Origin of the sequence: Micromonospora sp. WMMD737 (assembly GCF_049179055.1) — a bacterium.
GTDB lineage: Bacteria > Actinomycetota > Actinomycetes > Mycobacteriales > Micromonosporaceae > Micromonospora > Micromonospora reichwaldensis.
Genome location: NZ_JBMHMH010000001.1, coordinates 1325132 through 1350257 on the forward strand (window position 1 = coordinate 1325132; position 25126 = coordinate 1350257).

The 25126-nt window shown below is 72.9% G+C and carries 17 protein-coding genes; 10 read left to right on the top strand and 7 right to left on the bottom strand.

Annotated elements, in window-relative coordinates:
* Positions 1 to 170: 170 nt before the first annotated feature.
* The 3 genes from ACN27A_RS05100 (at position 171) to ACN27A_RS05110 (ending at position 8442) form a co-directional block, all read left to right on the top strand.
* A complete protein-coding gene (locus tag ACN27A_RS05100) occupies positions 171 to 3626 on the top strand; it encodes a discoidin domain-containing protein (protein WP_421450116.1) in 3456 nt (1151 codons plus the stop codon).
* 129 nt (positions 3627 to 3755) lie between these two features.
* Positions 3756 to 6104, top strand: coding sequence for an AbfB domain-containing protein (locus ACN27A_RS05105; protein WP_421450117.1), 2349 nt, complete (start codon positions 3756 to 3758; stop codon positions 6102 to 6104).
* Between the two features lie 133 nt (positions 6105 to 6237).
* Complete coding sequence (locus tag ACN27A_RS05110) at positions 6238 to 8442, top strand: ATP-dependent RecD-like DNA helicase (protein WP_421450118.1); 2205 nt, start codon at positions 6238 to 6240, stop codon at positions 8440 to 8442.
* A 52-nt stretch (positions 8443 to 8494) separates the two neighbouring features.
* Here the strand turns inward: ACN27A_RS05110 and ACN27A_RS05115 are convergent, their stop codons facing one another.
* Complete coding sequence (locus ACN27A_RS05115; protein ID WP_421450119.1) at positions 8495 to 10057, bottom strand: helix-turn-helix domain-containing protein; 1563 nt, start codon at positions 10055 to 10057, stop codon at positions 8495 to 8497.
* A 135-nt stretch (positions 10058 to 10192) separates the two neighbouring features.
* On the opposite strand from ACN27A_RS05115, the gene ACN27A_RS05120 reads away from it, so the two are divergent.
* Both ACN27A_RS05120 and ACN27A_RS05125 read left to right on the top strand, forming a co-directional pair.
* Positions 10193 to 11455: an NAD(P)/FAD-dependent oxidoreductase gene (locus ACN27A_RS05120; RefSeq protein WP_421450120.1), complete on the top strand. Its 1263-nt coding sequence runs from the start codon at positions 10193 to 10195 to the stop codon at positions 11453 to 11455.
* Between the two features lie 187 nt (positions 11456 to 11642).
* Positions 11643 to 11915, top strand: a complete 273-nt coding sequence (locus ACN27A_RS05125; RefSeq protein ID WP_121398573.1) for a GlsB/YeaQ/YmgE family stress response membrane protein — start codon at positions 11643 to 11645, stop codon at positions 11913 to 11915.
* 125 nt (positions 11916 to 12040) lie between these two features.
* Here the strand turns inward: ACN27A_RS05125 and ACN27A_RS05130 are convergent, their stop codons facing one another.
* The gene (locus ACN27A_RS05130) at positions 12041 to 12403 is read right to left on the bottom strand and encodes a hypothetical protein (protein WP_421450121.1); all 363 of its coding nucleotides are present in this window, start codon (positions 12401 to 12403) and stop codon (positions 12041 to 12043) included.
* 460 nt (positions 12404 to 12863) lie between these two features.
* Between ACN27A_RS05130 and ACN27A_RS05135 the strand changes: the two genes are divergently transcribed.
* The gene (locus ACN27A_RS05135) at positions 12864 to 13607 is read left to right on the top strand and encodes an N-acetyltransferase (protein ID WP_421450122.1); all 744 of its coding nucleotides are present in this window, start codon (positions 12864 to 12866) and stop codon (positions 13605 to 13607) included.
* Here ACN27A_RS05135 and ACN27A_RS05140 read toward each other — a convergent pair.
* Positions 13591 to 14682 (bottom strand): hypothetical protein, encoded by a 1092-nt coding sequence (locus tag ACN27A_RS05140; protein WP_421450123.1) that lies wholly within the window; start codon positions 14680 to 14682, stop codon positions 13591 to 13593. The two genes, ACN27A_RS05135 and ACN27A_RS05140, sit on opposite strands and share 17 nt — an antisense overlap.
* A gap of 130 nt (positions 14683 to 14812) precedes the next feature.
* Positions 14813 to 15973: an epoxide hydrolase family protein gene (locus tag ACN27A_RS05145; RefSeq protein WP_421450124.1), complete on the bottom strand. Its 1161-nt coding sequence runs from the start codon at positions 15971 to 15973 to the stop codon at positions 14813 to 14815.
* A 200-nt stretch (positions 15974 to 16173) separates the two neighbouring features.
* Between ACN27A_RS05145 and ACN27A_RS05150 the strand changes: the two genes are divergently transcribed.
* Positions 16174 to 16869 (top strand): ElyC/SanA/YdcF family protein, encoded by a 696-nt coding sequence (locus ACN27A_RS05150; protein WP_421450125.1) that lies wholly within the window; start codon positions 16174 to 16176, stop codon positions 16867 to 16869.
* Between the two features lie 88 nt (positions 16870 to 16957).
* Here ACN27A_RS05150 and ACN27A_RS05155 read toward each other — a convergent pair whose 3' ends face one another.
* The 3 genes from ACN27A_RS05155 to ACN27A_RS05165 form a co-directional block, all read right to left on the bottom strand.
* Positions 16958 to 18163, bottom strand: a complete 1206-nt coding sequence (locus tag ACN27A_RS05155; RefSeq protein ID WP_421450126.1) for a peptidoglycan DD-metalloendopeptidase family protein — start codon at positions 18161 to 18163, stop codon at positions 16958 to 16960.
* 136 nt (positions 18164 to 18299) lie between these two features.
* Positions 18300 to 19127: a DUF72 domain-containing protein gene (locus ACN27A_RS05160; protein ID WP_421458372.1), complete on the bottom strand. Its 828-nt coding sequence runs from the start codon at positions 19125 to 19127 to the stop codon at positions 18300 to 18302.
* Between the two features lie 168 nt (positions 19128 to 19295).
* On the bottom strand, positions 19296 to 20654 hold the full coding sequence (locus ACN27A_RS05165) for a hypothetical protein (RefSeq protein ID WP_421450127.1): 1359 nt from the start codon (positions 20652 to 20654) through the stop codon (positions 19296 to 19298).
* A 474-nt stretch (positions 20655 to 21128) separates the two neighbouring features.
* Here ACN27A_RS05165 and ACN27A_RS05170 point away from each other — a divergent pair, with 474 nt between their 5' ends.
* Genes ACN27A_RS05170 through ACN27A_RS05180 form a run of 3 tightly spaced genes read left to right on the top strand, consistent with a single transcriptional unit; the run spans position 21129 to position 25116 of the window.
* Positions 21129 to 22154, top strand: coding sequence for a LacI family DNA-binding transcriptional regulator (locus ACN27A_RS05170; protein WP_421450128.1), 1026 nt, complete (start codon positions 21129 to 21131; stop codon positions 22152 to 22154).
* Between the two features lie 59 nt (positions 22155 to 22213).
* Complete coding sequence (locus ACN27A_RS05175) at positions 22214 to 23809, top strand: FAD-dependent oxidoreductase (RefSeq protein WP_421450129.1); 1596 nt, start codon at positions 22214 to 22216, stop codon at positions 23807 to 23809.
* Positions 23810 to 23832: 23 nt separating this feature from the next.
* The gene (locus tag ACN27A_RS05180; RefSeq protein ID WP_421450130.1) at positions 23833 to 25116 is read left to right on the top strand and encodes an ABC transporter substrate-binding protein; all 1284 of its coding nucleotides are present in this window, start codon (positions 23833 to 23835) and stop codon (positions 25114 to 25116) included.
* Positions 25117 to 25126 lie beyond the last annotated feature (10 nt).

The window sequence follows — 25126 nt, forward strand, 5'->3', positions numbered from 1 at the left end:
ACATCTAGACATTTAGATTTAAGAATCATAGTGTTGCCCTCACCAGGCAGCGGCGTGCCAGGCCAACCATCAGGACATGACAACGATGTCCGTTCGATGTCCGGGCCCGCCGCTGAGCCCGAGCGCCGCGCGACGACGTACGTCGTTGTCCCGCTCCCCTGGAGGAGAGAATGCTCGGATCGTCCCGACGAGCACGCGTGCCCCTCGCAAGCGCCCTCACCGCTGTCGTCACCCTCGCCGGCCTGTGGCTGTCCCCGCCGAGCGCGGGTGCGGCTCCTCCGCCGCAGGAGCCCGGTGTCACCCTGCGCGTCTTCGACCTGCAGGTGCCGCTCAACAACCTCTGCACCCTGAAGGCCGGCCAGACACCGAACGTCGACAAGCTCATGCCGACGGTCGACTGGACGAGCGCGGCCGACTTCGGCATCGAGGACCACTTCCTGGTCCACGTCCTCGGCAACGTCAACATCACCCAGGCCGGCAGCTACACCTTCCGGCTCATCAGCGACGACGGCTCCCGCCTGCTGATCGACGACACGCTGATCGTCGACCACGACGGCGCGCACGGCCCGGAACCGAAGGACGGCGCCGTCGACCTGACCACCGGATACCACTCCCTGCGCATCGAGCACTTCGAGCGTACGGGCGGCCAGCAGCTCACGTTGCAGTGGCGTACGCCGGGCTCCAGCACGTTCGTGACCGTCCCCACCTCGGCGCTGAGCACCGACGCCGGCGTCGTCCGGGTGACCGCGCCCGGCCGCAAGGAGTGCGAGGCCAGCGGCGACTCCCCCGGCGACGGGCTGCCGCTGACCTCGGTGCACCCGAACTACACCCTGACCAACCTGCGCCCGAGCGGCTTCCAGCCGCAGGTCACCGGGTTCGACTGGTTCCCCGACGGCCGGCTGGCCGTGGCCACCTGGGGCGGCTCACTGACCACCGTGGGCGAGGTGTGGATCCTCGGCAACGTCACCGGCAGCACCAGCCCCGGCCAGGTGACCCGGCAGCGGGTCGCGACCGGGCTCCAGGAGCCGATGGGGCTCAAGATCGTCGACGGGAAGATCTACGTCTCGGAGAAGGCGAAGCTCACCGAGCTCAACGACACCAACGGCGACGGGGTGACCGACCAGTACCGTACGGTCGCCACCTGGCCGTTCGGCAGCAACTTCCACGAGTTCGGGTTCGGCCTGCTGTACCGGGACGGCTACTTCTACCTGAACCTCTCGGTCTCGATCAACTACGGCGGCGCCACGACCGACCCGCAGCCGGCCCCGAACCGGGGCACCACCATCCGGGTGAACCGGAGCACCGGCGCGATCGACTACGTGGCCGGCGGCCTGCGCACCCCGCACGGCATCGGCTGGGGCCCGGAGGGCGACATCTTCGTCACCGACAACCAGGGCGGCTGGCTGCCGTCGTCGAAGCTCGTGCACGTCAAGCAGGGGCGCTTCTTCAACCACTACATGAACCCGGCCGGCCCGTTCGACAACAACCCGGTCACCCCGCCGGTCCTCTGGCTGCCGCAGAACGAGATCGGCAACTCGCCGAGCACCCCGGTCATGCTCAACCAGGGCCCGTTCGCCGGGCAGATGGTCATCGGCGACGTCACCTACGGCGGGCTCCAGCGCGCGTACCTGGAGAAGGTCAACGGCGAGTACCAGGGCGCGCTGTTCCGGATGACCCAGGGCCTGGAGGCGGGGGTGTCCGAGGTGTCCGTCGGGCCCGACGGCGCCATCTACACCGGCGGCCTGCACGGCGGCGGCAACTGGGGACAGGAGGGCAAGCTCAGCTACGGACTGCAGAAGATCAGCCCCAACGGCGGCAACAACTTCGACATGCTGGCGATGCGGGCCACCCCCAACGGCTTCCAGATCGAGTACACCCAGCCCCTGTCGGCGACGACCGCCACCGCGCTGGCCAGCAAGTACCGGGTCAAGCAGTGGCGCTACGTGGCGACGGCCGCGTACGGCGGGCCGAAGGTCGACGAGGAGACGCTGTCGGTCACCTCGGCCACCCTGTCGGCCGACGGGAAGACCGTCACGTTGGCGATCAACGGCCTCAAGCCCGGCCGGGTCGTGCACGTCCGCTCGCCCCGGCCGTTCTCGGCCAGCAACGGCCAGTCCCTCTGGAGCACCGAGGTCTGGTACACGCTCAACGCCATCCCCGGTCAGCAGCCGCCCGTCAACCTCGCGCTCGGCAGGGCGGCGACCGCCGACAGCTCGTGCTCGCCCACCGAGGGCCCGGCCAGGGCCGTCAACGGGACGACCACCAGCGGCAACCTCGACAAGTGGTGTTCGACGGGCGCGACCAAGTGGTTGCAGGTCGACCTGGGTGCCACCCAGAGCCTGAACCGCTTCGTCGTACGCCACGCCGGCGCCGGCGGCGAGAACACCGCCTGGAACACCCGCGACTTCACTATCCAGACCAGCACCAACGGCACCTCCTGGACGACCACGACGAACGTCACCGCCAACACGGCCAACACCACCACCCACGACATCTCGCCCACCCAGGCCAGATACGTCCGACTGAACGTCACCAAGGCCACCAGCACCGCCGACAACGCGGCCCGGATCTACGAGTTCGAGGCCTACGGCGGGCAGCCCGCGACCGGGAACCTCGCGCTGGGCAGGGCGGCGACGGCCGACAGTTCCTGCTCGGCCACCGAGGGCCCGGCCAGGGCCGTGAACGGCAGCGTGTCCGGCGGGAACAGTGACAAGTGGTGTTCGACGGGCACCACCAAGTGGCTGCAGGTCGACCTGGGCACCACCCGCAGCGTGAACCGCTTCGTCGTACGCCACGCCGGCGCCGGCGGCGAGAACACCGCCTGGAACACCCGCGACTTCACCATCCAGACCAGCACCAACGGCACCTCCTGGACGACCACGACGAACGTCGCCGCCAACACGGCCAACACCACCACCCACGACATCTCCCCCGCCCAGGCCAGATACGTCCGGCTCAACGTCACCAAGGCCACCAGCACCGCCGACAACGCGGCCCGGATCTACGAGTTCGAGGCCCACGGCCCCGCAGGCGACACCGGCCGCGTCACGCTCCTCGACGGGTCCCACCTCGACAACTTCGAGAGCACCAACGGCACCCCGGCCACGTGGCCGCTGGCCATGGGTGGCGTGGAGGTCCTCGGCGGCGACATCCGCAGCCGGCGCGCGTTCGGTGACTTCCGGCTGCACGTCGAGTTCTGGCTGCCCAACCTCCCGCCGGACGTCACCGGCCAGGCCCGCGCCAACAGCGGGATCTACCTCCAGGACCGCTACGAGCTCCAGGTCCTGGACTCCTACGGCGACACCACCCCGGCCAACGACGAGGGCGGCGCCATCTACGGAAAGATCGCGCCATCGGTCAACGCGGCCAGCGCGCCGGAGACGTGGCAGACCTACGACGTCACCTTCCGGGCGGCCCGCTTCGACAGCGCCGGGGTCAAGACGGAGAACGCCCGGGTCACGGTCGTGTGGAACGGCGTCACCGTCCACGACAACGCGGTGATCAACGGGCCCACCGGCAACGGCGCCCCGGAGGGACCCTCGGTGGGGCCGATCCGGCTGCAGGACCACGGCGACCCGGGCCTCAACGTCCACTACCGCAACATCTGGGTCGAGCCGACGAGCTGACCGTACGCCCGGGGCGGGGCGACCCGCGCGGGTCGCCCCGCCCCGGCCCTCACCCCGCGCAGGCCTGAAGAACCCCCGTCCGTCGCACGGGCCCCGCGCCCGCGCCGACCCGTCCACATCGGAGACGGCATGACACGTCGCGCCCGCATCCGCACCCTGCCGCTGGCGGCCGCCCTCACCCTGCTGGCCGCCCTGCTCACGCCGGTGTCCCCGGCCCGGGCGGCGCCCGCGAAGACGCCCCCGCTGACCACGCCGTGGACCAGTCAGGCCCTCACGGGCACGCCCCTGCCGGAGTACCCCCGACCGCAGATGACCCGGCCCGACTGGCTCAACCTCAACGGCGAGTGGCAGTTGCGCCAGTCCGCCACCGACGACGCCCCGCAGTTCGGCACGAACCTCCCCGAGCGGGTGAACGTGCCCTTCCCGGTGGAGAGCGCCCTGTCCGGCGTGGGGCGCGCCGCGAACGACAACCGCCACTACCTGTTCTACCGACGCACCTTCACCGTGCCGGCCGACTGGTCCGGCCGCCGGACCCTGCTGCACTTCGGGGCGGTCGACTGGCAGAGCACCGTGTGGGTCAACGGCGCGCAGGTCGGCGGGCACACCGGGGGCTACGACGCCTTCACGTTCGACGTCACGCCTCATCTCAACGGCGGCACGAACGAGATCGTGGTGAAGGTGTGGGATCCGACGGACAGCCGGCAGAACGGCAGCCTCCCGCCGATCGGCAAGCAGACCAGGACCCCGGGTGGGATCTTCTACACCCCCAGCTCCGGCATCTGGCAGACCGTCTGGTTGGAGCCGGTGCCGACCGCGTCGATCAGCGGCGTCGACGTCCATCCGAACCTGTCCACCAACACGCTACGGGTGCGGGTGTCCACCAGGGGCAACGTCACCGGTCACAGCGTGCTGGCCGAGGCGCTGAACGGGAGCACGCTGGTCGGCTCGGCCACCGGTGGCTTCACCGACTTCAGCGTGCCGGTGCCGAACGCCCGCCGGTGGTCCCCGGACGATCCGTTCCTCTACGGCCTACGGGTGACGCTGCGCGACCCGGGCGGCGCCCAGGCGGACCGGACGACGCACTACTTCGGCATGCGGGAGATCACCACCGGGATGGTCGGCGGGGTGCTGCGCCCGAAGCTCAACGGCCAGTTCGTGTTCCAGGTCGGCACCCTCGACCAGGGGTACTGGCCGGACGGGCTGCACACCGCCCCCACCGACGCGGCACTCGCCTTCGACCTGCAGAAACACAAGGACCTCGGGTTCAACATGGTCCGCAAGCACATCAAGGTCGAACCGCAGCGGTGGTTCTACCACGCCGACCGCCTCGGCCTGCTGGTGTGGCAGGACGTCCCCTCGATGACCGCGCAGGACATCAACGCCGACAACGCCCAGCAGGCACAGTTCGAGGCCGAGGCGAGGGAGATCGTCGACGAACACCGCAGCTCCCCCTCGGTGGTCGCCTACACCGTCTACAACGAGGGGTGGGGCGAACGCGCGCTCGCCGACACCCGGCGGGTCGGCCAGAACGTGAAGAACCAGGACCCGACCCGGCTGGTGAACGTGCACAGCGGCCACAACTGCTGCCAGTCCCTCGGCGACCCGGGCAACGGGGACATCGACGACTGGCACATGTACCTCGGCCCCGCCTCGCCGAGCCCGTCGGCCTCCCGGGTCGCCGTACTCGGTGAGTTCGGCGGCCTGGGCCTGCGGACGCCGGGGCACGAGTACAGCCCCAACGGCAGCTTCTTCGCCTACGAGTGGCAGCCGAACTCCACCGCCCTCACCGACCGGTACGTGGGGCTGGTGCAGGGCACCCGGAACCTGATGCTCGGCAAGGGCCTCAGCGCCTCGGTCTACACGGAGATCACCGACGTCGAAGGCGAGCTGAACGGCTTCCTCACCTACGACCGCCGGATCGTCAAGATGGTCGAGGCCCGGGTCCGGGCGGCCAACCAGGCGCTCGTCGACGCGTCCAGGTCGCTCGGCGACAACCAGCCGGTCGCACTGCCGCTGAACACGCGCCGGTCGTTGCAGGTGACCACGCCCGGACACACGCAGCGGTACCTGCGGCACCAGGACAGCCTCGCCTACACCGAGGTCGTCGACTCGGGCAGCACGGCGCTGCTCAAGAACGACGCCACCTACACGATCCGCGCGGGGCTGGCCGACGCCACCTGCTACTCCTTCGAGTCGGTCAACTTCCCGGGGCAGTACCTCCGGCACGCCGCGTCCCGGGTCCGCAACTCGCCGAACGACGGCTCGGCGCTGATGCGCGCCGACGCCACCTGGTGCGCCCGCACCGGGCTGACCGGCGGCGGGGTCTCCCTGGAGTCGTACAACTTCCGGGGCTCGTTCCTGCGCCACTTCAACTCGGAGGTGTGGCTCAGCAACGGCGCCGGCGGCGCGGCGTACGACACGCCCATCCTCTGGAGCGCGGACAGCACCTGGAACGTCGCCGCGCCCTGGGCGCCGTGAGGACCGGACCGCGAGCCGGCGCACCGCCGCCCGGGTGGCGGTGGATCCGGGCACCGCCGCCCGCATCCCGGTCGGGCCGGGCACACGGCCGGGCCGAGGGCGCCGTCGCGTCGGCGGGAGGCAGGATGGGCGGGTGACTGCCCCCACCCGCCCGCCGTCGGCCGTCCTGGACGCGGTGCTCGAACGGTTGACCTACGTCAACGAGGAGACCGGCTACACCGTCGCCCGGGTGGCCACCGACCACGGCAGCGACCTGCTCACGGTGGTCGGCGCGCTGCTGGGGGCCCAGCCGGGGGAAAGCCTGCGCCTGTCCGGTCGGTGGTCGTCGCACCCGCAGTACGGCCGGCAGTTCGAGGTGCACTCGTACACGACCGTCCTGCCGGCCACGATCCAGGGCATCCGCCGATACCTCGGCTCCGGGTTGGTCAAGGGCATCGGTCCGGTGTTCGCCGAGCGGATCGTCGCCCACTTCGGCCTCGACACCCTCCACGTGATCGAGGAGGAGCCCGCCCGCCTGGTCGAGGTGCCCGGCCTGGGGCCGAAGCGCACCGCGAAGATCACCGCGGCGTGGGAGGAGCAGAAGGCCATCAAGGAGGTGATGGTCTTCCTCCAGGGCGTCGGCGTGTCCACCTCCCTGGCCGTGCGGATCTTCAAGCAGTACGGCGACGCCTCCATCACGGTGGTCAGGAACGAGCCGTACCGGCTGGCGGCCGACGTGTGGGGCATCGGCTTCAGGACCGCCGACACCATCGCCCAGGCCGTCGGGATCCCCCACGACAGCCCCCAGCGGGTCAAGGCCGGCCTGCAGTACACGCTCTCCGAGGCCACCGACAACGGGCACTGCTACCTGCCCGACGGTCAGTTGGTCGCCGACGCCACCAGGATCCTCGACGTGCCCGCCGACCTCGTCACCACCTGCCTGGACGGGCTCGTCGGCGAGGAGGGGGTGGTCCGCGAGACGCTGCCCGGCCCGGACGGCGAGCCGACGGCGGCGGTCTACCTGGTGCCGTTCCACCGCGCCGAGCAGTCCCTCGCCGGATCCCTGCTGCGGCTGCTGCGCGACCGCGCCGACCGGCTGCCCCACTTCACCGGCGTCGACTGGGGCCGGGCGCTGGCCTGGCTGAAGGCCCGCACCGGCACCGACCTCGCCCCCGAACAGGAACAGGCCGTCCGCCTCGCCCTCACCTCCAGGGTCGCCGTGCTGACCGGTGGCCCCGGCTGCGGCAAGAGCTTCACCGTACGCTCGATCGTCGAACTCGCCGCGGCGAAGCAGGCCAAGGTCACCCTCGTCGCGCCGACGGGCCGCGCCGCCAAGCGGCTGTCGGAGCTGACCGGGCACCCGGCGGCCACCGTGCACCGGCTGTTGCAGCTGCGCCCCGGCGGGGAGGCCAGCCACGACCGGGACAATCCCCTCGACGTCGACCTGCTCGTCGTCGACGAGGCCTCCATGCTCGACCTGATCCTGGCCAACAAGCTCGTCAAGGCCGTCCCGCCCGGCGCGCACCTGCTGCTCGTCGGCGACGTCGACCAGCTCCCCTCCGTCGGCGCCGGCGAGGTCCTGCGGGACCTGCTCGCCGCCCCGGCCATCCCCCGGGTCCGGCTGACGCAGGTCTTCCGCCAGGCCGCGGAGTCCGGGGTCGTCACCAACGCCCACCGCATCAACGCCGGCAAGCCGCCCCTGCTCCAGGGCCTCAGCGACTTCTTCCTGTTCGCCAGCGACGACACCGACGCCACCGCCGCCCTGACCGTCGACGTCGCCTGCACCCGGATCCCCGCCCGCTTCGGCCTCGACCCGCGCCGCGACGTCCAGGTCCTCACCCCCATGCACCGCGGCCCGGCCGGCGCGGCGGCCCTGAACACGCTGCTCCAGCAGCGGCTCACCCCGGCACGCGAGGGGCAACCCGAGCGCCGACTGGGCGGACGGGTGTTCCGCGTCGGCGACAAGGTCACCCAGATCCGCAACAACTACGACAAGGGCCAGGCCGGCGTCTTCAACGGCACCGTCGGCATCGTCACCGCTCTCAGCACCGACGAGCAGACCCTGACGGTACGCACCGACGAGGACGAGAGCATCGACTACGACTTCGACGAACTCGACGAGCTGGCCCACGCGTACGCCATGACGATCCACCGCTCGCAGGGATCCGAGTATCCCGCCGTGGTCATCCCGCTGACCACCAGCGCCTGGATGATGCTGCAACGCAACCTGCTCTACACCGCCGTCACCCGCGCCAAGAAGCTCGTCGTCCTGGTCGGTTCCCGCCGCGCCCTCGCCGCCGCCGTCCGTACCGTCGGGGCCGGGCGCCGCCACACCGCCCTCGACCACCGCCTCGCCTGAACGCCTCGCGGCCGCCGCACGCCGGGGCCGCCGGTCCCCGCCGGGCGGACCCCTACGCCACCGGACGGGGCGCGGTCGGTGCGGGGCGCAGCGCCGCGAGCTGGATCTGCAACGCCAGCCGCGTACGCGGCGAGTCGAGATCCACGGCGACGACCTCGGTGAGGCGACGCAACCGGTACCGGAGCGTGTTGGGGTGCACGTGCAGCTGCCGGGCGGCCCGCTGCGGGTCGCCCTGCTGGTCGAGCCAGGCGGCGACGGTGGCGACGTAGTCGGTGCCGTGCTCCCGGTCGTGGGCCACGAGACCGGGCAGGGGGCCGCCCACCAGCAGGTCGACGCCCGGCACGGCGCCGACCACCCGGTGCACGACCAGCTCCGCCCAGTGGTCCTCGAACCGCAGCACCGGGCCCCGCTGCCCGGTCGGGCCGCGCAACGCGAGCAGCTCCGCCGCCTCGGCGCGCGAGCGCGGCAGGTCCGCCAGAGTCCGGGCGACGCCGCCGGACGCGGCGTACAGGCCCGGGTCCTGCACGGCGACGTCGTGGATCAGCTTCTCCATCCACCGCCGCGAACCGGGCGCGGCGCCCTCGTCCACCAGGACGGCGAACAGGACGTCCCCGACGTCCGCGAGCAGCGGCTGACGCCAGCCGTGCCGGCGGGTGATCGACTCCCACAGCGCGAGGTTGTCGACCATCTCCCCCGTCCCGCCGAGGGCGACGACCCGCCACGGTCCCTCGGGCAGGGCCAGCTCCTCCCGGCCCGTCCCCCCGGTGGCCCGCAGGGCCGCCCGCAGGCGGTCGGCCGACACCCGGCGCGCGACGTCGGCCTGCACGCGCAGGCGGAGCAGGTGCAGGGCCAGCACGGACGCCGTGCCCTGGAGGTCGCGCAGCCGCCCCTCCGGCACCGGGCCCTCGACGACGGCCCAGATCGAGCCGAGCAGCTCGCCGCCGGCGCGGATCGGGACGACGAGGCGGGGCAACGTCCCGTCCGGGCCCTGCGGTACGAAGATCAGCTCGCTGCCCGTCGCGAGCTTGCGGAAGACGCCACGGGAACGGAAGTGGGCGATGACGTTGCCGGGGGCGCGACGGCCCACGATCGTCGACACGCGCGCCGGGTCGGTGCGGTCCTGGCGCGACGAGTAGGCCAGCATCCGGGACTGGGCGTCCTCGATCGTCACCGGCGCGTCGACGACGGCGGCGGTCGCGTCGGCGAGGGCGAACAGCTCGTCGTAGACGCCGGGCTCCCCGGTCTCCGGCGAGCCGGGCGCGACGGCCCGGTCGATCATCCCGCGGAGCAGCCAGACGAGCTGGGCCCAGGAGCCGTGACGTTGAAGCTCGACCAGGGTGAGGCGCCGTTCGGCGGCGGCCGACGTCACGTCGGGGTGCGCGGCCAGCGGAGGCTTGAGCACCAGGCCGGCCGCCCCGGCCTCCTGGCAGCGCGCGACGACGGCGAGGGCCTGTTCCGGGGTCGCGACGCCCGCGCCGAGGACGAGGTCACCGCTCTGGCCGGTCGTGGCGTCGTCGGCGAGGGTCACGTCGCGTACCTCCGCCTCGTCGGCGGGGACGACGACCTTGAGCAACGCGGCGCCGGCCGCGTCCACCACGCCAGCCACGGTGAGCATGCCGCGATTGTGCCCTGATCTTGTCCGGCAGGGCCAATGACCTGGGCGATCCTTGGCCGGAACGGACAATGACCTGCCGGCCCGGTGGGGACAGGATTGGCCGCGGTCCCTGTCGCGCCCGAAGGAGAAGACGCCATGTCCCCCGTCGAGTCAGTGCCCGCCCCCCAGCACGTCGCCGTCGTCGGCGCGGGGATGGTCGGGCTGGCCACCGCCTGGTTCCTGCAGGAGCGGGGGGTCCGGGTCACCGTGCTCGACCGTACGGGGGTCGCGGCGGGCGCGTCGTGGGGCAACGCGGGCTGGCTCACCCCCGGCATCACCACTCCCCTGCCGGAGCCGGCGGTGCTGCGGTACGGGGTACGCGCCGTGCTGAGCCCCTCCTCGCCGGTCTACGTGCCGCCGCGCGCGGACGCCCGGTTGCTGCGGTTCCTGGCCGGCTTCGCGCGGCACAGCACGGCGTCGAAGTGGCAGAGCGCGATGCGGGCCCTCATCCCGATGAACCGGCGGGCGTTGGAGGCGTTCGACGCGCTGACCGCCGGTGGGGTCGCGGCGCCGACGCACGAGGCGAAGTCGTTCCTCGCCGCGTACCGGACCGAGGCCGAGCGGTCGGTCCTGCTCGACGAACTGGCGCACATCCACTCCGCGGGCCAGGGGATCGAGTTCGACGTCCTCACCGGGGCCGAGGCCCGGGAGGTGGAGCCCTCGCTGTCGGACACGATCGGCGCCGCCATCCGCCTGCACGACCAGCGCTACGTCAACCCGGGCCAGTACGTGCACGCCCTGGCCGACTCGGTCCGCGCGCGGGGCGGCGCGGTCAGGGCCGGCGTGGACGTCCTGGACGTCCGCGACGAGGCGACCGGTGTCCGGGTGGTGACCTCCGCCGGCACCGACGAGCGCTACGACGCGGTGGTGCTGGCGACCGGCACCTGGCTCGGCCAGTTGGCCCGACGCTTCGGCGTCCGCACCGTCGTGCAGGCCGGCCGCGGCTACAGCTTCAGCGTCGCCATCGAGCACCTGCCGGCCGGCCCGGTCTACTTCCCCGCGCAGCGCGTGGCCTGCACGCCGCTGGGCGACCGGCTGCGCGTCGCCGGCATGATGGAGTTCCGCAGCGCCGAGGCGCCGCTGGACCGGCGTCGCGTCTCGGCCATCGCCGAGGCCGCCCGACCGCTGCTGCGGGGCGCCGACCTGGACACCCGCACCGACGAGTGGGTCGGCTCGCGGCCCTGCACCCCGGACGGCCTGCCCCTGATCGGTCGGACCAGGTCGCCGCGCGTCTTCGCCGCCGGCGGCCACGGCATGTGGGGCATCACCCTCGGCCCGCTCACCGGCGAGCTGCTCGCCGAGCAGATCACGGGCGGTGGGCAGCCCGTCGAGCTGCGCCCGTTCGACCCGCTGCGCTGACGGGCGTCCGCCCGGGGTCGAGGAGCGGCCGGCGCGGCGTGCGGCGGATGACGCCCCATGACGTTTCGTACCCGGCCCCATGACAGTTGTATGAAGAAGCTGTGGAAGTGCCCGGGACTGGTTTCGCCGCCCTTCCGGCGGGGGCAACACCCAGCGCGACGACAACTCTCCGGAAGGACGGCTCCACGTGGAAGTCACCGGTTTCTTCACTGCCATCATCATCGGCCTGATCATCGGGGCGTTGGGCCGCCTGGTCGTGCCGGGCAAACAGAACATCCCGATCTGGCTCACACTGCTCATCGGTGTGGTGGCGGCGATCCTCGGCACCCTCGTCGCCGGGGCCCTCGGCGTCGACGACACCCGAGGGATCGACTGGATCGAGCTGGCCCTCCAGGTCGTCTTCGCCGCGATCGGCGTCGCCATCGCCGCCGGCGCCTACGGTCGCCGACGCATCCGCTGACCTGCACGTCCCACGGCGCCGGCCCGCCCTCGCGGCGGGCCGGCGCCGTCCTGTCCGCCGAGGTGCCGCCGAACCCGCCGCGCCGCCCGTGTCCCTCGACGGAGCGCCGACGACAGGTGGCGGCCCTACCGGCGACAGTCGCAACCGCTGCGGCCGCTGTCCGCACCCCGACGAGGCTCCGGCTGGCAGGTGGCGCAGAGCCGGGTCGACGGGCGATGCGCCAATTCCTCGATCGGGATGTCGCGGTCGCACCCTCCACAGGTGCCGTAGCGGCCCTGTTCCAGGTAGTGCAGTGCGCGGGCGATGTCACCCAGGGCCCCTCGCGTGGCGGCGGTCAACGCGGCGGCCGCCTCGAGATCGGCGCCGTCGGAGCGCATCCGTCGGGCCTGCCGGTCCAGCAGCGCCAACTGGATGCTGTGCCGCTCGTACTGCTCCTCCAGGACGATCCGGAGCACCCCCAGCTCGGCCTGCCTGTTCACGACGTACACGATCGGTCCTTCTCCCTGCTCGGAACGAAAAGAAAGGGCGGAGCGCTGATGCGCTCCGCCCGCCGGTGCCGGTCCTGTGGATCTCGGACGGGTGGCGGCGGGCGGCGCTGACGAGGCGCCCGCCGGGTCGGCGGCGCGACGGCGCCCCGCCGGACGATGGCGACCGACGGCACGACGAGGCGACGGGTGATCGCACCCGCGACGAGGTGGACCCGCGGCCCGGTGGTCGCGGTCGTCCGCGACGGGACGGAAAGCTCCTGGTACGCCGCGGTGCGGGGCTGCCGGGAGGGGCCGGGGGCGGTCACGGCGCCACCATAGACCGAACGCCCGCGTACCGGCCAGCGTCCGGCGCCCCGGGGCCCCGACGTGGGGTTGCCGGATCGGTCGCGGCGGCCGTGACCCGCCGCACAGGCCCCGAAATCGACGTGCGCGTGACGATCCGGCGCTCTAGGTTTCCGCCGTGACCCTCGACATCGTGCGCCTGGCGGACCGCCCCGACCTCGGCCGTTCGCTCGACGAGGACTTCGACGGGGCGTGGCCGCCGTTCATGCTGTGGGACCCGATGGGCACGGTGTACTACGGCGTCGCCCACGACCTGTATCCCGAGTTCGTGTTCGCCGCGGTCGACCCCGCCGACCCCGCCCGCGCGGTCGCCCGGGCGTACGCGGTGCCGTTGCGCTGGACCGAGTCCGAGCTTCCCGACGGCGGCTGGGACCGGGTGATCCAGCGGGCCACCGTCAACCGCCTGACCGGCGCCGACACGAACATGGTCTCGGCGTTGGAGATCTGCATCCGGCCCGACCGGCGCGGCACCGGGCTGTCCGCCGTGATGCTGGCCGCCATGCGGAAGGCCGTCGCGGACCTGGGCTACGACACGCTCGTCGCGCCGGTCCGGCCGAGCGGCAAGCACACCCGGCCCGAGCTGCCGATGGCGCAGTACGCGGCGCAGGTCCGCGAGGACGGCCTGCCGGTCGACCCCTGGCTGCGCGTGCACGTCCGCGCGGGCGGACGCGTCGAGCGCGTCGCCACCCGGTCGATGACGATCGCCGGGACCCTCGCCGACTGGCGTCGCTGGACGGGCCTGCCGTTCGACACCAGCGGGCCGGTCCACGTGCCGGGGGCCCTCGTGCCGGTGCACTGCGACGTGGCGCACGACCACGCCGTCTACGTCGAGCCCAACGTCTGGGTCAGGCACCGCCTCTAGGCGGGTCGCGCGGCGTCCGGGCGCGGGCCGGACGCGGGCCGCCCGGGGAGACGTGCACGCACGCGTCACCCGGTCGCGGGCGCGGCTCGCCGCGTGGGCAGGCGAGCCACGGCACCGGTGGCACCAGCGCTGCGGCCCCCGACGTCGCCGCGCCCGTCCCGCGCGCCACCGGCCCGCCGGGGACGGCCGGGGCGGTAGCGCCGGTGGGGGTCGGCGGCGCGGCGGCGGGGAGGCCGCTGCGTGCGCCCTCGTCCGCCCGGTACGGCGGGCCGCCCCGCTCCGGCGCGGCCGTGCCGACGGCGGTCAGCGTCACGAACGCCACCGCGACGACGGCGGCGGCGAGGGCCGCGCGAGGGCCGGCACGCAGCCCGCTCGACGGGGCCTGATCGGGTTGGACCGGCAGCGGTGGCACCGGCCGCGCCCGCCGGTGGGCGGCCAGGACCGCCTCGAGCTGCGCGGCGACGGCGGCCCGTTCGCCGGTGGCGGCGGCGCAGGCGAGGGTGAGGTAGAAGCGGAAGTTCACGGTCGCGGCGGCGGGCACCCGCAGCCCGGCGAGCCGCCGCCCGTCGGTGGCGTGCAGCAGGGTCAGCGGGAGCGCCGGATGGTGCGCGGGCCCCACCAGGTCCGCGTACCTCCACTCGTGCCGCCGCCCGCGCCGCGAGGAGAAGGCGACGCGGCGGCTGGTCACGACGGCCATCCCCGTGTCGAGGGCCCGCACGCCCCTCGGCAGCGCGCGCCCGGCGACGGCGTCCGTGGCGACGGTCAGGCCCGGGGCGGGCAGCCCGGCGCCGTGCCGCGCGTCCACCTCGACCAGGTCCGCGACCGGCAGCACGCGGTAGACGACCTCGTCGTCGTCGAGGGCCACCGGCAGGCCGGCACGCGGCTGCGTGCAGCCGAGGAACCCGGCCGCCTCGATCCGCAGCCGGACCAGGTGGTCGTGGTGCCGCTGCCAGGCCGCGAACCGCGCGTCGTACGCGCGCCGCCGCCGGTCGTTCTCGCGTTCGGCCCACCTGATCCGCCAGGCGGGCTGCGCGGACGCCGGGATCGCCATGATGGAGTACGAGGCTGCCGTCACGCCTCGTACAACCACCGGCCGGTCGAGGAGGAAACTGGCGCCGGTCGATACTTCCCATTGCTGCCGGTAGGGGCGGTTCGACCCCCGCCCCGGACCACTGGACGCCCTTCCCGGCCCGGCGGCCCTGGGCTCAGGCCCCGCCGAGGGTCCGGGCGAACCGGCGGATGTCGTCGACCAGGAGCCCGGGCTGCTCCAGCCCCGGGAAGTGCCCCCCGCGGTCGTGTTCGGTCCACTGCACGATGTTCGGGAAGGCCTGGTCGGCCCAGGCCCGGACGGGCTGCGAGGGGTCGTGCGGGAAGACCGACACCCCGAGCGGCACCGGCACCGGGGGCTGCTGTCGCGGCGCGGCGCTGACCGGGAGCATGTCGGCCGTCTCGTGGTAGAGCTGGGCGGAGGAGCCCGCGGTCCGGGTGAACCAGTAGAGCGACACGTTGGTGAGCAGGCGGTCCCGGTCCACGGCGTCCTCGGGGCTCTTGCCGGAGTCGGTCCACTCCTTGAACTTCTCCACGATCCACGCGAGCTGCCCGACCGGGGAGTCGGTCAGGGCGTACGAGAGCGTCACCGGGCGGGTGGCCTGGATCTTCATGTAGCCGGACTCGTCGTCGACGAAGCGGGCCAGCCGGGCGAGCCGCCGGCCGGTGTCCTCGTCGAGCGCGCCCAGCTCGCGCGGGTCGCCGGGGGGCGGCGTGATGAGGAAGTTGACGTGCGCCCCGATCGCGTGCCCGGCGTCCGCCGCCGCGAGCGCGACCGTCACCCAGGAGCCGAAGTCGGTGCCCTGCGCCAGGTAGCGGTCGTAACCGAGCCGGTCCATCAGCTCGGCCCACGCCCCGGCGATGCGCGGCACGCCCCAGCCGGTCCCGGTGAGCGGGCCGGAGAAGCCGTACCCGGGCAGGGACGGGACCACCACGTGGAAGGCGTCCGCGGGGTCGCCCCCGTGGGCGCGCGGATCGGTCAGCGGCCCGACGAGGTCGACGTACTCCAGGAAGCTGCCCGGCCAGCCGTGGGTGAGGACGAGCGGCGTCGCGTCCGGCTCCGGGGACCGTACGTGCAGGAAGTGCACCGTGGCGCCGTCGATCTCCGTGACGAACTGGGGGTACTCGTTCAGCCGCGCCTCGGCCGCCCGCCAGTCGTACCCGCTGCCCCAGTAGTCGGCCAGCTCCCGCAGGTAGGACTGCGGCACGCCGCGTTCCCAGCCGTCCGCGCCCGGCTCGTGCGGCCAGCGGGTGTCGGCCAGTCGTCGGCGCAGGTCGTCGATGTCGGCCTGCGGTATCTCGATGCGGAACGGCTTCATCCCAGCGCCCTCCAGGGTCACGGCTCGCGCGAGATTCACATCCTTGACGGCGTACGCGGGGACGCGCACCTTCCGCCGTGCGGTCTGCCGCGCGGGCACCCGGCAGGCTCAGTCGCGGTGGGCCGCCGCGTCGGAGCTCTGCGGGGTCACGCCGGGACCCCGCAGTATCGTCGCCCGATGCGGACGAGGCGGAACACGCGGTGAACCCCCACGGAGGAACCCCTCGGATCGTCAGGGAGGCGGACCTCGCCGGCTTCACCGCCGGCCAGTTCCTGGACGTGCTGAAGGCCCTCACGGCGATCCTCACGCTGCCCCGGTCGGCCGCCGAGCACGTCGACGCCCTCGTCGTGGTCACCGGCCAGGGCGAGGAGTGGCGACTCCGCCACGCCATCCGCAGTTGGGAGGCGAACCCGGGGCTGCGTCACCTCCTGGTGGCGAACGGGAACCCGGCCGAGGAGACGTACGTCGACCTCACGCTCGACCACCTGCGCGGCCTCGGCCTCCGGCGCGTCGAGGGGGTCTGCCTCCAGGCCGGACCCGCCCCGCACACCGGCCGGCAGGCCGCCTGGATCGCCGACCGGGTGCGGGGCCTCGGCGTCGCGAGCCTCGCGCTCGTCGTCTCCCCCTACCACCTGACCCGCGCCTACCTCACGGTCCTCAAGGCGCTGGACAGGAAGGACCTCCGCCTGCCCGTCATTCCCGTCCCCGTGGCCGTCTCCCCGGACACGCCGGTCCCGGAGACCGGGGCCACCGCCTACGACCTCGTGCCGGGGGAGGTGAAACGGATCCTCACCTACATGGACGAGGACCAGGTCGCCACCCTCGGGGAACTCCAGCAGTACCTCCGGTGGCTGTGGAGCCGCCACGGGTCCCTCCTCGTCGGCGCCCCGGGCTGACCCGCCCGGCACGCCCCCGGCGGCCCACGAGGCGCAGGGGCCCGCCGAAGTGGCGGGGCCCCTGCGCCGACCCTCGGTCGGGTGCCGGTCAGCACCAGCCGTTGATCGGGCCGTTCACTCCGGTCCACAGGTAGGCGTCGGACACCCAGGTGCCGTCGCTCAACCGGTTCCACAGCGCCGTGGTGCCGTACCGGCCGGCGTGGGAGGTGCCGTTGGCGGAGCAGGAGACGGTGACGGTCGCGCCGTCGCCCACCGACCCCCGCAGGGCGTACCCGGTGCCGGGACCACCCCGCTTGTTCACCGTGCCCCCGCCGTTGGCGTCGACCACCGCCTGGTTGAAGCCCAGCGCCCCGTAGTTGTAGAGGGCGCCGCCGGCACCCCGCCAGGTCGAGCCGTGCCGCGCGCCGCCCTGGTAGGGGCCGGCGCCGTTCTCGAACGTCCACTTGCCGAGGCCGTGCCCGCCGATGGAGACGTACGCGCTGTTCTGCCGCAGCCCGAAGTGGACGTGCCGGCCGGAGGCCGCCCCGCCGCAGGTGACGTCGGTGCCCGTGTAGCCCAGGTACGCGCCCTGGCCGACGGCGGCGCCGTTGACCGAGATGCTGCTCCACAGGTGGTAGTAGTCGGTGGAGTAGCCCCGGTCGTGGATCACCCGGATCCACCCCGTGCACATCGTGTACGCCGTGCCGGCCCGCGCCGCGCGGACCACCTGGTCGCCGCCGGCCAGGTCGATCGAGCTGTACGGCGTCTCGGAGCCGCCCCAGCCGTGCGGGCCGCCGGTCAGCGTCCAGGTCTGGCCGACCGCGAAGGGCAGGGCCATCCCGGTCCGGTAGTCGCCGCCCGCCAGCATGGTGCTCGGGGTGCGCGTGAAGACCGCCTTCTCCTGCTTGTTCACCAGGGGCGACGCGGCGGCCAGCTCGCCGAAGCCGGCTTCGCCGTCGAAGTTCACCCGCCAGGTGCCGGCCTCGGCACGGGCGATGAAGATCGCCCCGGTCGGGTGGACGTCCTTCTCGTGGGAGGTGACGGCCACCGCGGTGCCGAAGGCCCACTGGCCGTTGCGGCGGGTGACGGTCACGCGGGTCTCGGAGCTCTCGGCGTGCTCCGCCGCGGGGCTGTCGGCGTGCTCCGCCGCCGCAGCCTGGGCCTGCCCGCGCAGCTTGGCGGTGACCACGTCCTCGACGCTCACCCGGACCGGGTCGGGGGTTGGCGCGGCGGCGTGCGCGGCGGTGCCCGCGACCAGGACCTCCGTCGCCAGCAGGGCTGTGGCGATGCCGACCCATCGTCTGACTTGCACCATTGACGACCTCTTTCAAATCGAAGGACATCGCTAAGTTGTGCTGACGATAGACAGAATGAGGAAGATTGTCTACATGTTGACCCGCCGGCAATGAAGGTATGTTTCGGCGCGGGGCCGGTCGGCAGGGCGGTTCCGGTCAGAACAGCGTCGACGGTCCGACCGGCTCCGGCTCGGGCAGCGGCTCGACCCCGGGCAGGCGCGTCCGCACCTCGTCGTGGAACCGGCGGGCCAGCTCGGGCGCGTCGGCGTTGTCGGGGGTGTGCACGAAGATCGTCGGCGACCGGCCCTCGCGCAGCCACCCGGTCACCACGTCGAGCCACGGCTGCCAGCCCTCGACCGTACGTGCGGGGTCGTCGCGGCCGAGGTAGCGGACGATCGGCCGGTCGGTCAGCGCGCGGGTGCGCAGCGGGGTGCGCGGCTTCCTGGTCCACGCCTCGCGTTCCGCGTCGCTGGTCGGCGGGGTGCGGAAGAACGCGGTCGTGTCGAAGGGCACCCACTCGGCGCCGACGGTGGCGAGCGCCTCCTCCAGCGTCCGTGCCGCCCGGGGGTCGTCGAAGAACGCGGGGTGCCGGACCTCCACGGCGTACCGGTGGGCGGTGGGCAGCCCGCGCAGGAAGCGGGCCAGCGCGGGCACGTCGGGCGGGCCGAACGAGCCCGGCAGCTGGATCCAGAGGGCGTGGGCCCGTGGGCCGAGGGGTTCGACGGCGTGCAGGAAGGCGCGGAGTTCCTCGTCGGCGCCGGTGAGCCGGCGCTCGTGCGTGACGACCTTCGGCAGCTTGGGCAGGAACCGGAAGTCGGGGTCGGTCTGCTCCGCCCAGGAGTCGACCGTCTCCCGGGCCGGGGTGGCGTAGAAGGTGGTGTTCCCCTCGACCGCCGTACACCAGCCGGCGTACGCGCGCAGCCGCTCGTGGGCCGGCAGCGGATGCGCCAGGAAGCGCCCCTGCCACGACTTGTGCGTCCACATCGCGCACCCCACGTGCAGGCGCATCGGATCCTCCCACCGCTCGACGGCCCGACGCGGGGTGACCCGCGCCGCGGGTACGGTATCCGGCCGCGCCGGCGGCGGCGAGCCCAGGCGCGGGCGCCGGCCGTGCCCGTGCGGTACGGCCGGCGCCCAGCGGTCCCTGCTCCGTCAGTCGCGGCCCTGGTCGTGCGGCACGGTGACCGTCACGGTGCAGCCGACCGGGCGGCCGATCTCGTCGTGCCCCGCGTACGTCAGGGAGTAGACCCTGTCCCCACCGGCGCCGTCGCGTTCGGCCCGCAGCCGGCCGCTGGTGTCCGGGGTGCCGACGGTGAAGCCGCTGACGTCCGCGGCGTCGCCGCCGGTCACCGCCGTCAGGTTGAGCGCGTACGGGCCGAGCACCCCGTCGCGCAGGTCCGCCGTCACGGTGACGTCGACCATCTGGTGGTTCGGCGGCCACAGCACCGGCCGGTCCACCACGCAGTCCACCTCACGGGTGGGCACCGGCCGGTCCAGGGTGGCGACGGCATGGCCGATCGTCGCGGTGAGCCGTCCGCCGGCCTCGTAGTACATGTGCGCGGTGCGCCCCTCGAAGTAGAACGTCGGCGCGGCCGAGCGCCCCAGGTCGGGCGCGGCGACCATCGAGTCGTGCACGACGCCGAGGTGGACCTCCCGGTCGAAGTTCTCGCCGACGTCCACGGCGTGCATGTTGCCGTCGGCCGCGTGGAAGATCACCAGGTTGCGGCCGTTCCAGCGCAGGAAGAACGGGCCGGAGGCGTTCGGGCCCTGGATGCCCTGCGGGGTCACGATCGGTTCGGGCTGGATCGTCCAGGTGCGCGCGTCCGGGGAGACCGCCCAGCGGATCCGCCGGGACACCGGCCCGGTCGGCCCGGGCGGCGCGGCGGTCGGGTTGTCCATGAAGAGCATCAGGTAAAGGCTGCCCAGCCGCGGCACGGCGTGCTCGAACACCCGGGCGTAGGAGGTCTCCCCGCCGGTGCTGTCGTCGCGGCTGATCGCCGTCCCGCCGTAGTCGAAGTGGATGCCGTCCTCGGAGGTGGCGTACCGGGTGATCGAGTTCTCGCCGTGGAAGTAGAGGAACAGCTTGCGCTCGCCCTCCACCCAGACGGCGTGCGGGGAGGAGATGTGGCTGACCGTGGAGTAGTGGGGCAGCCAGGTGTTGCCGATCAGCGGGTTGGCCCGGTACTCGGTCCACGGGCCGTTGATCGAGTCCGCGTACGCCAGGGCGATCCCGCCGGGCCGCTCGTGGGGTGCGTAGTACAGGTAGTAGGTGCCCAGCGGGTTGGGGAAGTAGTCGGCGGCCCGGATGACGCTCGGGAAGATGAACTCGTTCGTCGGGTTGTAGGTCAGGGCGCTCTTGTCGAACGCGGTGCCCGCGTAGGTGAAGCGCGGGAAGTCGAAGGCCGGATCGGCGGCGGCCGGAGCCGTACCGGCCAGCGCGGTCACCAGCATGCCCGCGCCGGCTGCCGCCACGGCGGCGCGACCGGGCACTCGGACGGGTGCTTTCGTCATCGCTGTTCCTGCTCTGTCGGGGGATGGTGGGGCTCCCCCACCATCCCGGGCGGGCCGTCGACGTACGGGGCCGCCGACGGAGGAGCCAGGAGGTGGGGACGGGTACGCCGGTGACGACTGTGGACGCCGCGCAGCACGCCGCAGGGCGGCACGGAGTCACGCTGCGTGAGACGGTCGGCCACCGCGAGGGTGAGCAGGCCGCCCGAGCCAGGTGCTAATACGTATTACCATCAATCCTTCTCGAATGCTGCTCGACCCGGGCGGGTCTTGTCAAGGGGACGGCCGCCGGCCTCGGCGGGAGCCCACCGGTCACGAGGGGCGGCGCGGCCCGCCCGGAGCTAATCCGCATTACTCCAGGGACTTCATCTCCAAGAAATCTCTCCGCCCCCCTCTTGACACAAACCCGGTCGGCCCGCCAGGCTCCTCCCCAACGCCGAGCGCTAATACGCATTAGCCGCACCGGAAGGACCTGTGGTGCCCTCTACACCCCGACGCGTCACGCAGCGTGATATCGCGCGGCTGGCTGGCGTCAGTCAGGCGACCGTGTCGCTGGTGCTCAACAACCGGGCCGACGCCGACGTCCGCATCGCGCCCGAGACCCGTGACCGCGTGCTGCGGACCATCGCGGAGACCGGGTACGCCGCCGATCCCGTCGCCCGCCGGCTCGCCGCACGGTTCAACCGGATCATCGGCGTCTTCACCTACGAGCCCGCCTTCCCCAGCGGCAGCCGCGACTTCTTCCACCCCTTCCTGCTGGGCATCGAGGAGTACGCGGAGCGGGCCGGCTGCGACCTGCTGCTGTTCACCAGCGCCCCGGTGGTCGACGGTCGGCGCCGCATCTTCCACCAGGACAACCGGCTCCGCCTCGCCGACGGCTGCATCCTGCTCGGGCAGGAGATCGACGCCGCGGAGCTGCACCGGCTCAACCGCGACGGCTTCCCGTACGTCGCCGTCGGCCGTCGCGACGACGCCGGCGGCCCGGTGCCGTACGTCGGCGCCGACTACGCCGCGGCGGTGCGCGAGCTGGTCGGCCTGGCCCTCGCCCGGGGCCATCGGCGCCTGGCCTACCTGCGCACCGACATCACCGCGGAGTCCTCGGCCGACCGGCGGCGCGGGTTCGCCGAGGCCACGACGGCGGCGGAGAACGCCCGCCACCTGAGCACGGTCGCCCAGGACGCCGACGCGATCCTCGACGACCTGCTGGCCGACGGCACCACCGTCGCCTTCGTGGAGGACTTCGCCTTCGCCGTGGCGCTGGAGCTGGCCACCCGCCGACGCGGGCTGAGCGTGCCCGGCGCCCTGTCGATCCTGACCCTCGGCGACCCGACGGTCCCGGTCCCCACCGACCTCGCGTTCACCGGGTTCCTGATTCCGCGCGAGGAGATGGGCCGGCAGTCCGTCGAGGTGCTGGCCGGCGTCATCGACGGCAGCGCCGACGGCGTGCAGCAACGGCTGCTCCCCTGCGAACTCGTCGAGGGCGACACCCTCGGCGCCCCCTGATCGGCGGTCGACCGCGGCTTCGCGGTGACCGTGCAACCGGAAGGAAGCAAGTGGTACAGATGCGTGCGGACGTCCTCGTCGTCGGGGGCGGGCTGGGCGGGGTGGCGGCAGCGCTCGCCGCGGCCCGGGCCGGCCGGTCGGTCATCCTGACCGAGGAGTTCGACTGGCTCGGCGGGCAGCTCACCAGCCAGGCCGTCCCGCCGGACGAGCACTCCTGGATCGAACAGTTCGGCGCCACCGCGAGCTACCGGGCCCTGCGCACCGGGATCCGCGACTACTACCGCCGGCACTACCCGCTCACCGAGCGGTCGCGGGCCTGGACCGACCTCAACCCGGGAGCCGGCTGGGTGAGCCGGGTCTGCCACGAGCCCCGGGTGGCCGTCGCCGTCATCGAGCAGATGCTGGCGCCCTTCCTCGGCTCCGGCCGGCTGACCGTGCTCCAGCCGTACCGGCCGGTCGCCGCGGAGACCGACGGGGACCGGGTGGTCGGGGTGACCGTCGCGCACCGCGACCGGGACGAGCGGATCGACCTCGTCGCGCCGTACATCCTGGACGCGACGGAGACCGGCGAGCTGCTGCCGCTGACCGGCACCGAGTACGTCACCGGCTTCGAGTCGCAGGCCGACACCGGCGAGCCCAGCGCGCCGGCCGAGGCGCAGCCGATGAACATGCAGGCCGTCTCCGTCTGCTTCGCCCTCGACCACGTCGACGGCGACCACACCATCGAGCGGCCGGCGAACTACGACTTCTGGCGCGACTACAAGCCCGACTTCTGGGGTGACCGGCTGCTGTCCTGGCGGTCGCCGCACCCGCGCACCCTGGAGATCGTCGAGCGCAGCTTCACGCCCAACCCGGACGACGACCCGCTGGCCGTCAACGCCGACCAGCGGCTCAACCCCGGCGACGGCAACCTCTGGACGTTCCGGCGCATCGCCGCCCGGCGCAACTTCACCGACGGCGCGTACGACAGCGACATCACGCTGGTGAACTGGCCGATGATCGACTACTTCGAGGGTCCGGTCATCGACGTGCCGAACGCGTCGTGGCACCTGAGCAAGGCCCGCGAGCTGTCGTACTCGGTGCTCTACTGGATGCAGACCGAGGCGCCCCGGCCGGACGGCGGGACCGGCTTCCCCGGCCTGCGCCTGCGCGGCGACGTGACCGGCAGCCGCGACGGCCTGGCGCAGGCGCCCTACATCCGGGAGTCACGCCGCATCCGGGCCGAGTACACGGTCGTGGAGCAGGACCTGTCGCTGGCCGTGCGCGGCGAGCACGGCGCGGTCGCCTACCCGGACTCGATCGGCGTCGGGATGTACCGCATCGACCTGCACCCCTCCACCGGCGGCGACAACTACATCGACGTCGGGTCGTGCCCGTTCGAGATCCCGTTGGGCGCGCTGATCCCGCAGCGGGTCGAGAACCTGCTCCCGGCCGGCAAGAACATCGGCACCACCCACATCACCAACGGCAGCTACCGGCTGCACCCGGTCGAGTGGAACGTCGGCGAGGTCGCCGGCCTGCTCGCCGACTTCTGTCTGACCCGGGGCGAGTCCCCGCGCGCGGTCCGCGGCACCCCCCGCCTGCTGGCCGACTTCCAGGACCGCCTCTCGGCGGCCGGCGTGGAACTGCGCTGGCCCCAGGTCGCGGGCTACTGAACACCCCCGAGAAGGAGAAGATCATGAGATTGGGAAAGGCTGTGCGCGGTGTCGCGGCGACACTGGCCGGCGTCCTCGCGCTGTCCGCCTGCGGCGGCGGTGACGACGCCGCGGACAAGGGTCCGGCCAACCTGCGGATGACCGTCTGGTCGGCCAACGAGGCGCACCTCAAGCTGTTCAACGAGATCGCCGACGAGTACCGCAAGAGCCACCCGGACGTCGCGTCCATCACGTTCGACCCACTGCCGTTCGAGAACTACACCACGACGCTGACCACCCAGATCGCCGGCGGCAACGCGCCCGACCTGGCCTGGGTGTTCGAGAACTCGGCCCCCGACTTCGTCGCCTCCGGCGCGCTGCTGCCGCTGGACGAGAAGCTCAAGAAGACCGAGGGCTACCAGTACGACGACATCTCCCCCGCCACCCTCAAGCTCTGGCAGGACGGGGGCAAGCTGTACGCGTACCCGTTCTCCACCTCGCCGTTCGGCGTCTTCGTCAACACCGACATGCTCAAGAAGGCCGGGCAGAAGACCCCGGCCGAGCTGATCGCCGCCGGGCAGTGGAACTGGGACACCGCGCTGACCGTCGCCGGCGCCACCGCCGCGTCGAGCGGCAAGGCCGGCCTGGTGATCCGCGACTTCGACTACAAGGGCTGGGACAACCTGTCGACCCTCTGGACGGGTTGGGGCGCCCAGGCGTGGAGCGAGGACGGCAAGTCCTGCGGCTTCGCCGCCCCGGAGATGGTCGAGGCGATGACCACCCTGCACAAGGCGATCTTCACCGGCAAGGCGCTGCCCGGCCCGGGTACGACCGCCGACTTCTTCGCCGGTGACGCCGCCATGACGGTCACCCAGATCTCCCGCGCCTCGCTGCTGAAGCCGGACGGCTTCGGCTGGGACCTGGTGCCGCTGCCGGCCGGGCCGAAGGGCAGCTACTCGGTGGTCGGCCAGGCCGGCGTCGGCGTGATGAAGAAGAGCAAGCACGCGGACGCGGCGGCGGACTTCCTCGCCTTCCTGACGAACCCCACCAACTCGGCCAAGCTGGCCCAGTTCTTCCCGCCGCCGCGCCAGTCGCAGCTCACCGCGGAGACGCTGGCCAAGACGAACCCGACGCTCAAGCCCGAGCAGTTGCAGAAGGTCGTCATCGACGGCATCACCAACGGCGTGGTCAAGCCCAGTCACGCCGGGCAGGCCGAACTGAGCCAGCAGGTGCGCGCCGGGCTCGACCCGCTCTGGAAGGCCGACGCGGACGTCAAGGCCGTCCTCGAGGGTGTCTGCACCAAGATCCAGCCGTTGCTGGCGAAGTAGGGCAGCCTGA

Bases quoted from the DNA above. Each gene is read 5' to 3' on its own strand.
- ACN27A_RS05145 (WP_421450124.1), bottom strand. From the start codon at position 15,973: ATGAAGCCGTTCCGCATCGAGATACCGCAGGCCGACATCGACGACCTG.
- ACN27A_RS05165 (WP_421450127.1), bottom strand. From the start codon at position 20,654: ATGACGAAAGCACCCGTCCGAGTGCCCGGTCGCGCCGCCGTGGCGGCA.
- ACN27A_RS05100 (WP_421450116.1), top strand. From the start codon at position 171: ATGCTCGGATCGTCCCGACGAGCACGCGTGCCCCTCGCAAGCGCCCTC.
- ACN27A_RS05155 (WP_421450126.1), bottom strand. From the start codon at position 18,163: ATGGTGCAAGTCAGACGATGGGTCGGCATCGCCACAGCCCTGCTGGCG.
- ACN27A_RS05175 (WP_421450129.1), top strand. From the start codon at position 22,214: ATGCGTGCGGACGTCCTCGTCGTCGGGGGCGGGCTGGGCGGGGTGGCG.
- ACN27A_RS05105 (WP_421450117.1), top strand. From the start codon at position 3,756: ATGACACGTCGCGCCCGCATCCGCACCCTGCCGCTGGCGGCCGCCCTC.
- ACN27A_RS05120 (WP_421450120.1), top strand. From the start codon at position 10,193: ATGTCCCCCGTCGAGTCAGTGCCCGCCCCCCAGCACGTCGCCGTCGTC.
- ACN27A_RS05160 (WP_421458372.1), bottom strand. From the start codon at position 19,127: ATGTGGACGCACAAGTCGTGGCAGGGGCGCTTCCTGGCGCATCCGCTG.
- ACN27A_RS05115 (WP_421450119.1), bottom strand. From the start codon at position 10,057: ATGCTCACCGTGGCTGGCGTGGTGGACGCGGCCGGCGCCGCGTTGCTC.
- ACN27A_RS05180 (WP_421450130.1), top strand. From the start codon at position 23,833: ATGAGATTGGGAAAGGCTGTGCGCGGTGTCGCGGCGACACTGGCCGGC.